The organism is Corynebacterium sp. HMSC29G08, from assembly GCF_001806875.1.
Taxonomy (GTDB): Bacteria; Actinomycetota; Actinomycetes; order Mycobacteriales; family Mycobacteriaceae; genus Corynebacterium.
In genome coordinates, this window is record NZ_KV786243.1 from 1 (window position 1) to 14,701 (window position 14,701).

The following is a 14,701-nucleotide window of genomic DNA, read 5'->3' on the forward strand; positions in this document are numbered from 1 at the left end:
CAGGGGCGTGTGGGTGGATGACGGTTGCTTTCGCATTGACCACGTTTAAGGATGCGCTCATCTGGCCGGGGTTATCCATCGTCGAATCCAAGGGGATCAACGCGATTTTGTTGAGGATGCGTGCAGACGCTTCATCGGCGTGCTGCATGTTGTTGAGGTTGACTTCAGAAATATTCGCAGCATCCATCATGTGCGAGCCCAATACCCGGAATGATTGGGGTGCATGCATTGAAGCAATGAGTCCCAATGCCTGGCCCGCTTCACGGTACCCAGTGATATTGGAAAACGTTGCAAGGCCTGACCTTTTAGACCACAGTGTCGATTCTCTGACTGATAGGGCCTCGTCTTTTAGCAGTCCGATGCCAGTTGATAGAGCGTCTGTGTCTAGGTATACGTGTTGCGTCACAATAACCCCCCATTTATGAATAAATCTACGTGCTTGAAGAGAAGCCTAATACGTTGCTGTGAAGAATGGAATCCGTTTGCGTGCGCACTTTAGTGGACATCGTTAGCGCACATCGCCGGTGCCATACTCTAAGAAGAGCTGCTCGGTGATCTGAATCGCAAACTCGCACATCTCCCGTTGAGTTATGTCTTGTGTAAAACCTCCGGCCCCTGTGCCGAATCCACCGCGAAGAGTATCGATCTGTGTGTAGCAGAAACCCGAGTCATGGTCGGTGGCAGCAAAGGCGAAAAGCTCAGGAATCAGCTCAGAGGTGTACTGGGGAAGCAGCAACCCTTGCATTTCAATCATTTCGCGGTTGGGTCTGCCATTGCTGAAGCCAGCTGAGACATAACGTGCAAGTTGTTCTTCGGTAGGCGGAATGTTGCATGCGTTATGTCCATGATACGTTGCCCCGTCCCCTTCACTCTCAATCCCTGGAAATCCTGCTGCGGCGTATTCCTCTGGGGTGATTTCGGTGCAGGGGTTGAACAGGTTATCGCCAAGTGCGTAGGGGTCGAAGTTGCCGAATTCGAGAAAGCCCGACTCGAATACAAAGCCGCGTGGTTCGGAAGATTCCACTTCCGACTCAACAGGATCCACTTCAGGCTCAGCAGATTCCACTTCAGACTCAATGAAGGTAACGTCTGTCAGTGATTCGATCTTTCCGCTTGGCACACAAGCACTCAGCATAAGCGTGGCCGCAATGAGTGTTGCGGCAGATTTCTTCAGCACGGTGTATCCCCCTTCGGATTGGCCTTTTGGACCTAAAGTATTCCTGAATTCCCATTCAAGCATGGCCTTTTCTGGAGACGTGTTACCCCCGTTGTCAACCCGCGGCCCTAGAACGCCAATCACAGGAGCTGGACGGTGAGGTTGGGGGCTGGTTCCATGTCGATTGGAAGCGCAACAACTTCGCCGTTGTTGCTGGCTATGGGAACCGGTAGCTTTGAAAAGCGCTTTAACCTTTAGCCCTGCATATCGGCTGGACTCGGCCTTGGCGTATGGGGCAAGTTAGCGCCGAAAAATCGACCATGCTAACCGCAAACCGGCAGGCGAGAGCGTCACGGTTGTTTTCAAGGTACACCGGCCAGCCACTCCACCTTCCGGCATGCATACCCGATTTCAATTGCGGCGTGTATCAGCCAAACCGGGGATAGTTGCCGCAATAGGCCCGAAACTGTGAGCCAGCTGCCAGCCGTGGCAGATATCCCCGGTTTGGCAACATGCTGCCGCAATCCAAAAAAGCTCCACCCGAGGTCCGGAGACTAGGGCCGGCAGTCAGAGTCCGGAGGCCAGGGACCCGAGAGCTACGCGGGCCCAGGGCCAACGCCTACGGCAGATTCGGCGGCAGCAGCTCGGAGGGTTCGCCGGTGGAGGTGATGACGAGTTCGTCACGCGCCCTAGAAGCAGCCACGTACAGCAAGGAGCGTTCACGTTGGAGGGCCTCGCGGGCGTCTTCCTCTGAAAGGTCCTTGAGGCGGAATCGCAGCGGCATGAATTCCTTGCCCACGCCCATGAGCAAGACGTGGGTAAATTCCATGCCTTTGGCGCCGTGCATGGTCATCACGGAAACCTGCTCCGGTGTGGCGCGCTCGGCGTTGCGGGTGGCCACGGCGTCAATGCCGTGATCCGCAAGCCCGGAGACCACACGTGAGATCTGACCGCGGGTGCGGCACATCACGCCAATGTGTACCTCGCGCTTCAAGTCCATCCACTTAGAAATGAAGTGGGCGGCAACGTCGAACTCTTGGGCCTCGGAATTCACACGCACAAGGTACGGATCCGGCCCGGTGCGGGCGGAGCGGTAGCCGCGGACGGAGTCGTTGTCGCCTTCGCCGTCCAGGTACGCCAAGCCCTCTTGGCCAAGCAAGATGAGCAGGGCGTATTCCAGGTTCTGCTTGGTGGTGCGGTAGTTCAGGGTGAGGCGTTGGGAGCGGCCTCGTGTAGCAATACCAAAACGTGACAAGGTCAACGGTTGGCCGTAGATGCGCTGGTGGGAGTCTTCCGCAATAAAGATGTCGTTGGGTCCGGTGGCAACGCAGGCGCGCAAGAATCGCCAGTGGCCGGCGTTGAAATCTTGGGCCTCATCAACTACCACGTGATCAAACGTGTACCCGCCGCCATTTTCCGCGCGCACGTTCAACACCTCGGCGCCAACGGCACTCATGGTGGGCCAGAACAACTGCCCGTCCACCGCTTGGGTTTGCATGACGGATTCCATAACCGCCCACACCAGTTTGCGCTGCTTCCGGTTCAACGGTGTACCGCGGCCGGTGCGCGCGATCTTGAGGTATTCCGCAAGCGACGTCACCTGGCCAGCAAGGACCACGCCTTCGTACTCCTGCTGCAGGAACGTGAGGTTTGCAATGGAGCGCGGCAGGTCATCGCTGGCGGCTTCCAGTGCGGTCTCCCAAACCTGTTCGGCGTCGCGGTCCAGGTAGGGCCGCACGCGCGGGGCACCCAGGCCCAGGACGCGTTTGGTGGCGGCCTCCACCTCGTGTGGCGCGGCCGACGTCAACACCTGGCGCACCGTGGCGTCCACGTTGTCCACCCAAATGCCGGGCTGGCCAAGTGACTCCGCCGAAGGGTGATGCGGGTTCAACGTATTCAGCTGATATTTCAGCCCCTGCGCGAGGCCCTTGGTGTAGGTGGTCAGCAGGATGCGCGGCGCCTCATCGCCGGCGGGCTGGTTCGGTATTGCCCGGCGCGCCAGGTTGTTCGCGCGGTGGACGGCAACCACAGTCTTGCCGGTGCCGGCGCCACCGAAGACGCGCGCGGAGCCGTTGCGTGCGCCTTCCGCCATGCGGCGTTGCTCCGGGTGGATGAATACGCGCCACTGGTCAAAGTCGTCGAGGCTAATCACGGCGCGTAGGGATTCGGTGTCCACATCATCCAGGTAGGCGAAGTCCAACTCGGCTGCGGGTTGGCGCAGGCCGGCAAGCAAAAGCGTGTCCTCGTCGGCGCCGGATTGTTCCACCGCGCCGGGCTCAAGCTTCTTCAGCCCCAGGGAGTCGCGCACTTCGTCGACGGTGTAGCCGGCTGCAAGGCCGAGGATGGCGTCGTGTTCCCAGGTCGGTCGGGCGTCGAGAAGCAACTGAAGCTCTGCCTCCGACTCGGCGCGCCAGACGGCTTCTAGCAGCGCCTGGTCCACACCGAGCTCTGCGTACAGGCTGGCCGGGGTGTAGCCGTTGTGCTCCATCTCGGTGCGCGGCGGGGCTTTCGGCTGATCCGCGACGACCGCATCCACCCCATCCACCTCCGAAAGCGCCCGCGCCTGCTCTTGCTGCTTCGCGGCCAGTTTCTCGGCGGCTTCGGCTGCGGCTTTCGCCTTGGCTTCGGAGGCGCTCTGAGCTGCGAAATCAGCAGCCGGGGCGTCTTCCTGGATGAGCTGGGTCAGGCCGTTGACGGGGTTGACGGTCAGGCGGAGGCGCGCGGGGTCGAGGCGTTCGGCTTTGGCGTTGCCTTCGTCGTGGGAGTCGACGTCGACGAGGACGAAGTGGTGCGTTTCGGCGTCGCGAATCTCAAAGAGCACCGCACGGAACTGGTCATTGACGCGGCCGGTGCGCACTCGCTTGTCCACCGCGTTGCTGAGCGTCTTGATACGCAGCGACGGGTTGGTGGGATCTTCTGCAAGCTTCTGCAGGAAGTTCATGACGGGTTTGTGCAGCGCACCGTCTAAACTTAGGCCGCTGTAGAAGCTAAACGTCACCATCTGTGTCATGTGCTAATCACCCTTACCCAGCAACGCTGCCGGAATTGTTTGCTCGCTGAGTGTATCTGGATACATCAACGTCCAACCCTGATCACGCAGGGTGTCCTCGGCCTGTGCGTAGGACGCGTCATGCTGCATCAAAAGCGCAATCTTGCGATCTGGCCAGGATACGGCGGTGGGCAGCGAACCCACTTCCTCACCAATGTCTTCGGTGGCCTCCGCACCGGCGCGTGCCAAAAGCTGCAGCGCGGCGAGCACGCTGGATTCGTCCTCAAACTCCTCGATTGCTTCGGCCCACGCCTCGGGGAACTCAGTAGCCACAGCGTCGGTATCCGCAGACACTGCTGCAGGAACCTCGGCAGGTTCCCCGGCAACCGCGCCCTCGTCCTCCGCGGTGGTGGCAATCAGCACAGGAGCATCGGAGAGCCACCAGATGTTGGCAAAGCGCAGGAAGTCGCGCCAGTTCTCATCGGTGATGGAACCGGCGTGCGGTGCCTCCACGTAGGCGCGCTTAGGGTGCAGCTGCTGCTCCAAAAACGCGCAGCGCAAGTGGATCTGGTCGCGGAAGGTCACATGCGCACCGCCCGGAATGCTGCGTGCCTTGGACTTGCCAATGAGCAGTCGCATCAGCGCCTGGTCAGCCATGGCGTAGGTGTCTTTCTCCGGCCCGGCCAAGTAGTCCAGAAGCTGGGTGACAGGCGAGGAGGTGAGCATCTTCCAGGCAGTATCACTGAAACCGTCAAACCTCGGGAACTCCTTCACCCTCCCCCACGCCGGCTTCTGGTCCACCTGCTTTTGCTCGTCTTCGAACCAGGTGATGTCCGCATCCGTGACGTTCCACGGCAACCAGGATTCCTCATAGTGCAGGCGGTTGCGCTTGGCTATGTCATCCGGGAAGCGGTAGTGCGCTTGGCTGATGTGGAACGCCGCGCCATCCGTAAACACCGCAACCGGGCGCACCTTGGCATTAGTGCGGTGGGTAAACAGGAAGTCCGGCTTGGTGTAGCCCTTGTCCGCCTGCTCCTGCATCTTCCACATCTCACCGTCGGTGAAGGTGATCAGCCATTCCACCTGGCCAGCGTTGGGAATGTCCTTGACGGTAGCGTTGCGGTTTTCCAGCGCCTTGCGCAGGATCTCACGGAAGCGGACCTCCAGGTTGGAAGCACTATCGCGCACCGGTGCTTCGGTTTGGGTCTCCCAGGTCACGCTCAAGGGGTCCAGGTCTGCGGCCGGGTGGTCTTGGTCGGCCAAGATGGCGCGCAACACACGCTCCGCCGCGGCACGTGAGGTGACCTCCAGCTGGCTTGGATGCGTATACGGCAGCAGGCAGTCCGGGCAGGCCAGGCGCTCATCGGCAGCACACGAGCAGTTCTTCACTCGCGTGTACGCCTTTTCCAAAAGCCGGCGCACGTCTTCAGGCGAGGCGAACTGCGAAAGGTAGCCGGTACCACCGGGCACGCTGTCGTGCATCAACAACGCATCGACGGTGTCGCCCCTATCATCCGGCACACGCACCGTGACCACGCTGAGGTGCTCCGGCTCACCGCCCAAATCTTCCTTGAAGCCAAGCTTGATCGCCGCGGTCAGGCTGGGGATGGTGGAGTTATCGCCCGCAGTCAGCTGCACCGGAACGTGCAGCAGCACGCCCTGGGTTTGCAGCGTGCGTGATAGCGCCACGGTCACGGTCTCTTCCTCGCTGGCGTTGCGCTTCGGGCACCACGGTCTGTGGTCCCACTTGGAGTTAGCACCCTTCTGGGAATCTAGGTGCCCGCAGTAGTTGCACACCGTGAACAGGGGAGCGTCCGTTTCCCTATTGGCGTAGATCCGCTTCGCGCTCGGGCCGCGGCCCAGGTTGAACCAGCTTAGGTTCACGTAGCGCAAATACTGCGCACCAAAGCCGAGGGAGGTAAACCAGCGCCCGCCGTGTCCGCCTTCGGGTACGGCGAAACTTAAGGTGGTGATGTAGCTCAGGCGGGTGCGTTCTTCCTGGGTGCCGTCGATAAGCGATCTAGCCCTATCAACCTCCGCCGAGACCCGCCGCATGCGAACCGAATCCAGTATCTGGCCCTTGTCCGAAAAGCCGGCGTCGCCGCAGACCGGGCAGGCGGCAGGTGTTGCGCCTTCGGTGACGCGCTCGCCGTAGGAGCAGGCGCGGCAGAGGCGCCACTGTTCAATGTCGCCGCCGTTGTGGCCCATCTCCACCGCATCCACTGTGGCTGCGATGCCGCGGGCGTAGAAGGTGTTGCCCGGCGCGAGCTCCATCAGCGCCGAGGACACCCCACGGGACAGTTCGAAGGTTTCCGGATCAATCTGCAGCGTAGACGGGTTGAGTTGGGAGACCACCACGGCAAGCTCCACCGAATCATCCAACAGCGTGAAGTTGGGCAGCAGGCCGTAACGCTCCATGGAGGAGATCCAATACTCTTTAAGCAGGATCTTGTTCAGGTCGCGCTGCGTGCGCTTTAACGCCGCCTTGGTGCTGCGCTTCTCACGCTCTAATTCCGCATCGGCGTTTTCGGTGCCCGCGTTCGGGTCCGCCTTGGCCTCTAGTTGGCGTATCCGGTCCTGCAGGACGTCAAGGCGCGCGGTCATCATCTTCACCTCGCCATCCCACAGCTCTTGGGTGCGCTTGAGCTCACCAACCAGTGACTCCGGCCCAAGGCCCGTGACCCACTGGCGGACACCGGCAAGTGAGGCCTCATCCACCGCACCAGCAACGGTGGCCAGATAAGCATCAACCCGCTCCTCCACGCCCGCGGCGATGTCTTCTGCCAGCACCTCTACAAGAGACCTGCGCTTGGTAGAGAACACGTCCAGCGAATCCGACACCTGCAGGCCCTGCGCCGCAAAGTCCAGCGTGTCCACCAGATACGCGGTGACCTGCCGGTGCAGGATCTCGGTGGCGGACAGAAACGCCGCCGGCGGAACAACGGATCCCGCGATCATGGACAGCGGTTTGTTCAGCTTGGGCAGTGTCGTGCCACGGCCTTGCACAAACGCCAGTACCAGCGAGTTGCCGGTCAAACGGCCGGCGCGCCCCACACGTTGCACGTAGTTGGCAACAGACTTAGGCAGCGATGCCAGCATGACGGTTGATAAGTCTCCAATATCAATACCCATCTCCAGCGTTGGTGTTGCCACCAGCACATTCGGCGCGTTCGGTGCGGTTTCCGCGCCGCGGAATGTGCGCTCCAGCGCCAGGCGTTCGTCCTTGGGTATCAGCCCGGTGTGCTCACGCGCGACCACCGCGCGCGGGGTGGTGGAGGTGTACAGCCGTGAGTAGTAGTTCGGCTCAATGTCCGCAGGCTCCAGCTCACCCAGGCAGCCAGGCGTTGGGCACGGCATCCCGGCAAGCAGGGAGCTTGTTTGCTTATCGACGCCCAACGTCCCATGACACACCCCACACCGCAAGGAACGCGCGTGGTTTTCAAACCGCACCACCACCACCTGTTCTGGTTTGAGTGCGTAGATGGTGCCACCGGTGCCGGTGGTGATCGCCTCCATCACCCCGGCGGTGGCGAGCTCCTTGAACACGCTGGTCAGGGCAGTGGTGGCGTCATGGGTGGAGATGCCCAGCATTTTCGACGTCCACCGTGCGTAGCGCCCGCGCGGGCTTCCCAGCGGGGTGATCCCGCGGTCTTTTTCATCCAGTGCGGCGCCTGCGCGTGGGAACTCCGGCGCACCGCCCTTGGGAAAGCTCGGTACGCCTTCCGCTTTGGCAAAGCGGTTGTGGAGGCGCCAGGTATTAGCGTCATCCTGCAGGTACTTTTGCAAAAGCGCTGTGGTGATGCCGCCGCGCTCACGCACCTGCTCTACAAGCCCGCGCATCCACCGCAGCCGCATCTCTTCCGAGGCGGCATCTTTGAGCTCAAACAGCCCGGCATCAATCTTGCGCAGCGCCGCCTCAGCGGCATCCAACAGCACGTGGTCTTCCACATGCACCGACGCCACCAACGCACCCGTGGACACCAAGGAGCGCGGCAGGTGCGCACGCTGACCGAACTCCAGCGCCGCATCAAGCTCCAGGCGGTTCAGCACCGCCGTGGTTGCGCGCCTGCGCTCCGCATCTGGGGCCTCCGGGGTCCAAAACGGTGCAAACGTTGGTGTCTCTGCAAGCTCCGGCGGCAGCAGCTCGAAACGGGCGCGCGCCGGGTCTGTGTCAGCGTCCGCCTGCTGGAGGATCAGGTGCGGCAGCGTTGCGACGCTCACCTCATCCCCCTCATCCAACCCCGCACGTGTCACCACACTGCGCATCAACGTACGGATGCCAAAGGCGCGCGCACGTGACTGCACAAAACCCGCGCGGTGCGCCGCGTCCTGCACCGAGTCCGCGAACACCAGGGTCTTCTTTTCCTTCTGGTCCAGCTCCGGCATGCCGAAGAGGTTGGACAGGCCTACTGAGAGCAGCGTTGCCACACGCGAGCCGATGTAGCGGATCGTGTCCGTACCACCGCACGACGGGCAGACCTGGTCGCGCGCGTAGTCCTCCGCGCCGAGGCCGGAGTAGGTCAGCACCGGCACCGATGTACCTTCCGCAAGCTCTTTGTCGCTGGGGTCCGCGGTGCTCAGCGCACGGGTTTCGGTGTGGAACCACATCATGGTGCGCTTGCCTTCGTCATCGCTCATGGCAGACCACGGCACGCCTTCGGCGGTGGCGCGGCGGTACTCCGTCGTGGCGTCGATAAGCGGCCTGGTCCTCTCACGAGCATTGAATGACGCATGGCGGATCTCAGCACCGTTGAGCACCACTGCATCGGTGCCCGGTTCCATCGCGGCCATCCACCCGGCGCGCCCGCACTCACGGCAGTAGATGGCGGGCAGCCACACGCCGGCTTCGTCCCAGACCAAGTGGCCGTCATCGGCGAAGCGGAAGACCTCACCGGTGTCATTGGGGGTTACGGTGCGCTCAATGCGGGAGACTTCACGCAGCCACAGGTGCGTTTCCACGCCCGGCAAACGCTTGCCTTCGAAGCGGTACTTCTCACCGGCTTTTGCGCGCAGGTGCGCCACCGCGGTGAGCAGGTGCGTGATAAATTCGCGGGCCACTTCGGTGCCTAAAGAGCGCTCTACAATCGGGCCCAGCACCAACACCGGCAAGGTGTCTTCTTGCTCACCTTCACGGTTGATCAGCGGCTTCGCCGTGTTTGCTTGCTCCAGCAGCGCTTGGGTTAGCGGGTGTACCGCGTAGGCCGCGATGGTTTCTTCCTGGCTCTCGCCCGCGCCCCAAAGCTGGGTACGAAACACGTCCAGCACCACATCCGCGTGGTCGCGGTGTGATGTGTCTTGCTGGATGGTTTCCACCACGGTGCGCAGCTGCTCAATGTCCGGGTACGGCTGCACCGGGTGCGCGCCGTAGGTTTGGGTAAGTTCTGCAACCCAGTCCTGGTAGCTCAGTGTGCGCTCACCCACCACGGCGTCTGGCGTGAACGTTTCCCCGAAGATGGTGGCCGCGAAGTTCAGCACCTTCTCTTGGTCGCCCTCACCGCCCAGGGTTGCGGACGTTGCCACCGGCGTGACCTTACCCAGCGGATTTTCTTCGCACTCGCCTAAAAACCCTTCCGGTTGGTGGGCTTTGAGCATGAGTCCTAGTCTGCGCAGCAACAGCGCCACATCTGTGCCCTGCGCACCGTCATATGTGTGGAACTCATCCAACACCAGGTACTGCAGCGATGTTGCGGATTTCTCCCAGATCTCACGGTCCGCCGGGCGCAGCAGCAGCTGGTCCAACATTTTGTAGTTGGTCAGCAGGATGTCTGGGGGGTTGCGCTGCATCTCGTCCGGATCATTGATCAGCGAGTGCTCGGTTACCTTCTTTACGTTGCCTTTGGCCTCACCGGTGTAGATACCGGCGGTAACACCGGCCAGGCCTGGCTCGCTGGTGATCAGCTTGGCCAGGCGATCTGCCTGGTCATTTGCCAGTGCGTTCATGGGGTAGAGCAGCAGCGCTTTTACACCGGTGCGGCCTTGTGCGCGCGTGCGGGCGGCGTGGTCCAGCACGGGGTACAGGAAGGATTCCGTCTTACCGGAGCCGGTGCCTGTGATGACGAGCGTTGCTTGTGGACGCCTCTCCCCACCACCGTCATTACTCCTCAACCTGCGAAACGCTTCCGCCTGGTGGTGGTACGGCGTGAAGGCAAAGCTGGTGGGCATCCAGTCCAAGATGCCGTCCCACCCCAGGGCGCGCGCGTAGGGGAGGCGTACCCGCACGTACGGGCCGTGGAACATACCCCGCTCTGTGTCTTCCAAAAACGCTTTGAGGGCGTTGGACGTCTCCGGGTTCTTCAGTGAAAACGCGGTGGCGAGGTACTCGGACACACCATCAAGGACGTGCTCCGATGCGTGGACGGGAGTGAGGGTGGACACGGGGACAACTCTAATCAGGCTTCACGACCGGAATGGCAATCTGACACAGCCGCCCGATGACACTCATTGCGCAACCAACTGTTGTGCTGCCTCGAAGACAGCTCCGGTGATTCCTTCACGACTATCTGGTAGCGCTTCATTCAGTATCTAGTAACACTTGAAAAAGCTTCAAAAGAGGACTCCGCAACTTCAAAATCAAAGCCTGCATCGCAATCGCTAGCATCGTACAAAAATAGTGGTCAGCAGCAAACAAAGTTGAGAGCAACATAAGGGACCTGTCACTTACCGGCCACTTAATCTATCCTTATTGGTGATCCTTAGCCACACGAAAGGTAAAGCCATAACATGGGTAACCGTAAACCCAATTTTCGCGTAAGACAGATTCAAAAAACTCTCGACAAGGAATATGTTCCGCATATTTTTATGGACGATGTCCAAGAGAAAGATAAGTGGACGCAGGTGGCTCGATCGCGAGCACTGGCGGCTTTCTACCTTTCAAAGCAGTGTGGCTTGCCTATCAAAGAGGCTTGCGAATGCATAACCGATGGGCGAGACGACAAGGGCATCGATGCACTTGCTGTAACGAACAATGGTCAGCAGACACTTATAATTGTGCAATCAAAATGGTCAGAAAGTGGGAAATCCGGTGGCCTCAATAAAGACACCTTTCTGAGGTTGCAGGAAGGGATTCAGCTACTTGTGGAAGATAAGTGGGAAGCCCTCAATTCCAAAATCAATTCGAGACGTCCTGAGCTGGAGAAAGCGCTCCTCGATACTGATCTAAAAATTCAGATTGCGCTGGTCGTAATGACGGACAACACGCTGAACAGGACACTAGCCGAAGAATTTGAAGAATTTCTCGCCGATGTTTTCAACGACGAGATTCCGTCCACCCATCCTGAAGCCGTCGCCACATTCGAAGTTGTCAGAAAACAAGCAATCCACGAGTTGCTTGGAGCTGATTTCACACATGTTCCGGTAAATCTAACTGTCCACCTGCAAGACTTTGGAAAAATCTCTTACCCTTACGAAGCTTTCTACGGCCATGTCAGTGGTTCAGACGTAGCAACTTGGGTGCAAGAGAACAAACATAGTTTGATGCGCCAGAACGTCCGCGCCGACCTTGGCACTACCGAAGCCAACAAGGGCATCCGATCGACTATCGAGAAGAAACCGGCAGACTTTTGGTACTTAAACAACGGCATCACTGTTCTCTGCGACTCAATAGCTAAAGCGCCGTTTGGCGGGAAATCAACGGCTAGCGGAGTATTTGATGTCAAGAATGCCCGTATCGTTAATGGCGCTCAAACCTCATCGACTTTGAATAGAGTATTTAACCATTCTGACTCAGATGCTGAAAAATGTGAAGAAGTGCGGGTGATGGCTAAATTTATTTCGCTTGAGGATGCCCCTGACGACTTCGCCGAGCGTGTTACACGTGCCACTAACACGCAGAATGCAATTGGTACTCAAGATTTCGCAAGTCTGGACAATCGTCAACGTAGTTTGAAGAGCGCTCTAGCGATCGAATCGTTCCAATATTTGCTTCGCTCTGGTGAACAGCTTAACGATGGAGAAACAGGATGCACCTTTGAAGAGGCTGCGGTATCACTAGCTACTGTGCATAGCGTGGAGCTAGCAACCCAAGCAAAACGTGAAAACAGTAAGCTTTGGGAAAACGTGCGTCGCGACCCATATATACAGATCTTCCCGGAGGACCTGTCTGCACTTCGTTTGCGTCGAGCGTTCGAATATGTGACTAATGTCGAGAAACAGTTGATCGATCTACGGTCCACCCTTGATAGTAGAACCACAGCTTATTCGAGGCATGGAAATCGATTCGTAGAATTTATCCTAGCGGAGCTGAATGATTTTACCGACCATGCCGAAGACGATGATGAATCCGCATGGACCGCTTGGCTAGAAGAAGTAAAACTCCAAGTAGAAGGGATGGTCAAGACCGTCCAGAGAGTCGGGGACGAGAAGTATGCAGGCTATCCAGCAGCTCTGTTCAAGAACAAACAGAAAACCCAGGACCTCGCAAAGCTAATTCTGGAGGAGAAGACTCAGGCAGGACTTAGCACCAAGAGCCCAGAGTAAACCTAACCCCAACCTTGGCCGTATTCCTCGGCATGGTGCATCACTCGCAGCTAGCGGGCTCGTCAGAGATTACGAAGCAGTGCAAATGTCGTACGACTCGACTACCCGCAGTTGTTCACTCCAGGAAGGACTGGGGGTCGCCTGTTGCCTGCAAATTGTTACCCGATAACCCACCCACCTTCACGCGTTACTGGATAGTCACCACAGTGTTACTAGCCAGCCCCGCAATAGACCCGCCCACCCCCTCTCGGTTCTCCAGAGCTTCTCAAACTGCGGGTACGCTCGGGGGAAGAAAAGCAGGGGACTCGACGAAATTTCTTACTGCAGCGACCTGCCAAACAAAAAGGACTAGCCGCCTCCCATACGGAAAGGTCAACAGTCGACTAGTCCTAATGGATGGAGGGTTTGCTCCTGCACTCTCAACGTACAACCGACGAGACCGGTATCAGGTACCAAATCTCCAATTGTTCTGCGTCGCCGCGAAACTGATCCTTCTGAGAGGCTCCGGTTTCGGGTTCTACCCGAGATTTATACCGCTGTAGCGCAACCCACGGGCAGTAATAGGGGTTAAGTACAATCTCCAGACATGAGTCTGGGTGATCAACCTTTATCGTTCAGTGAGCTAGGAATGCCTACGCACCAAGAGTTGGTAACTCCTGTGCTTCGAGCTGTTGAAAAGTTGGGTGGCTCTGCAAAGGCCCGCGAAATCACGGAAAACGTGATTGACGAAATCCCTAATGCGGATCACCTGCTGGAAATGACGTACCCCGCTAGGCCGACAGCGCCGGTATTGCCTGACCGCATCTCTTGGGGTCGTTCTACCGCCAAGCTCATCGGCGCCCTTAAGCAGCCATCCAGAGGCGTATACATCCTGACTAATCTCGGCGAAGAGCTTCTCACCGCCACTGAAGAAGATGCTCTAATCCGCGTCAAGGAGCTCGACCGGATTTACAACCGCGAACAACGCTTGGCTAAACAACCTAACCTGGCGATCCCGGATGATGAAATCGAGAGTGAAGATCCTTCACCAGAGGTTCTAGCTGAATCGATAGAAGATGACACCGATTCTTCTGCAACATGGAAGACGCAACTCTTAGCCCGTCTCCATCGACTTTCACCGGACGGTTTCGAGAAGTTCGTCATATACCTCCTCCGACGTTATGGGCTTGAATTAACACATGTCGGTGGAACCGCCGATGAAGGAATTGACGGTATCGGGACCGCACCCCTGAGCCCCGTGCTTTCATCTCGCGTTGCGGTACAAGTCAAAAGGTACGCGCCAGACGGCAAACCCATTGGCCGTGAAACGGTCGCGCTCTTTCAGCGCGATGCACAGACCGCCGGGGCTGAACGGGCAATCTTGGTTACTCTGAGTCGTTTCACAGAACCCGCCCGCCGTGCGGCGATAGCTGCCACACCGACAGTTGATCTCATCAACGGTGACCGTCTTGCCGAGCTGATCAGAGAAGACGGAAACTCAGGCGTTACTTTGCAGCCCACAGTGCAGGAAGATTGGTTCGACCAATTCGATTGATCTCGAAGCGCCTAATTCCAGATCACGCGGAAAGCTGCATGACTACACAGCAAAGAACTTAAGTGTCTGGTGGGTTAAACTCCTGAAAAATAACGGGAATGAGACACCCGCAGGTGGTCTTCGCTCTCACTAGCCACTGCGACAATCTCGAGGTCAGGATCAGTGTTAAGACGGTCTAACCGAAGTCGCTCAGCAGTAGCTTCACGCAGAGAATCAAATTCTTCCAGCGCCATCATGCCGGTTTGACGTTGATACTTAATCAAATACGCAGTCACCGTCAGCTCCTTCCTCCTGCACGAATTCGCGATTCCTTCAGGGTTTCATGAATGCGATCAAGTATGCCATATACATCAGCTTCTAACGCATTAACCTTAGCTTTCAATTCAGGTTGCCCTTCATCGACTAGGTCTTCAACCTTCTTTACCAAGGCCGATAGTTCGTGTAACTCTGCAGTGATTTTTTCCGCCCCAGTTGGAATCGAAAACCCCTCTTCGTGGAGGTATCGGATGTCTCTGTTCAGAAGACTGAAATGGTAGCGGTGTGGTGA

General features: G+C 58.3%; 8 protein-coding genes. 2 read left to right on the plus strand and 6 right to left on the minus strand.

Annotated features, from left to right (window positions below):
• The 4 genes from HMPREF3101_RS05975 to HMPREF3101_RS05990 all read right to left on the minus strand — a co-directional run.
• Positions 1-190 (minus strand): hypothetical protein (locus HMPREF3101_RS05975; RefSeq protein WP_168160165.1); only part of this gene is annotated, 190 nt, incomplete at its 3' end.
• Between the two features lie 318 nt (positions 191-508).
• Positions 509-1,240: a DUF3558 domain-containing protein gene (locus HMPREF3101_RS05980; RefSeq protein WP_141737378.1), complete on the minus strand. Its 732-nt coding sequence runs from the start codon at positions 1,238-1,240 to the stop codon at positions 509-511.
• 535 nt (positions 1,241-1,775) lie between these two features.
• Complete coding sequence (locus tag HMPREF3101_RS05985) at positions 1,776-4,166, minus strand: 3'-5' exonuclease (RefSeq protein ID WP_246816663.1); 2,391 nt, start codon at positions 4,164-4,166, stop codon at positions 1,776-1,778.
• A 3-nt stretch (positions 4,167-4,169) separates the two neighbouring features.
• Positions 4,170-10,520: a DEAD/DEAH box helicase gene (locus HMPREF3101_RS05990; RefSeq protein WP_070463668.1), complete on the minus strand. Its 6,351-nt coding sequence runs from the start codon at positions 10,518-10,520 to the stop codon at positions 4,170-4,172.
• Between the two features lie 345 nt (positions 10,521-10,865).
• Here HMPREF3101_RS05990 and HMPREF3101_RS05995 point away from each other — a divergent pair, with 345 nt between their 5' ends.
• Both HMPREF3101_RS05995 and HMPREF3101_RS06000 read left to right on the plus strand, forming a co-directional pair.
• Positions 10,866-12,620, plus strand: coding sequence for an AIPR family protein (locus HMPREF3101_RS05995; protein WP_070463669.1), 1,755 nt, complete (start codon positions 10,866-10,868; stop codon positions 12,618-12,620).
• Between the two features lie 586 nt (positions 12,621-13,206).
• Positions 13,207-14,154, plus strand: a complete 948-nt coding sequence (locus HMPREF3101_RS06000; protein WP_070463670.1) for a restriction endonuclease — start codon at positions 13,207-13,209, stop codon at positions 14,152-14,154.
• A gap of 74 nt (positions 14,155-14,228) precedes the next feature.
• Here HMPREF3101_RS06000 and HMPREF3101_RS06005 read toward each other — a convergent pair whose 3' ends face one another.
• Complete coding sequence (locus HMPREF3101_RS06005) at positions 14,229-14,429, minus strand: hypothetical protein (protein WP_052205719.1); 201 nt, start codon at positions 14,427-14,429, stop codon at positions 14,229-14,231.
• A gap of 2 nt (positions 14,430-14,431) precedes the next feature.
• Positions 14,432-14,701: hypothetical protein (locus HMPREF3101_RS12285; protein WP_210386176.1), on the minus strand; the 270-nt coding region annotated here is incomplete at its 5' end.

Excerpts from the sequence above, each read along its gene's own strand:
- HMPREF3101_RS05985 (WP_246816663.1), bottom strand. The coding sequence starts at position 4,166 with ATGACACAGATGGTGACGTTTAGCTTCTACAGCGGCCTAAGTTTAGAC.
- HMPREF3101_RS05980 (WP_141737378.1), bottom strand. The coding sequence starts at position 1,240 with ATGCTTGAATGGGAATTCAGGAATACTTTAGGTCCAAAAGGCCAATCC.
- HMPREF3101_RS06000 (WP_070463670.1), top strand. The coding sequence starts at position 13,207 with ATGAGTCTGGGTGATCAACCTTTATCGTTCAGTGAGCTAGGAATGCCT.
- HMPREF3101_RS05995 (WP_070463669.1), top strand. The coding sequence starts at position 10,866 with ATGGGTAACCGTAAACCCAATTTTCGCGTAAGACAGATTCAAAAAACT.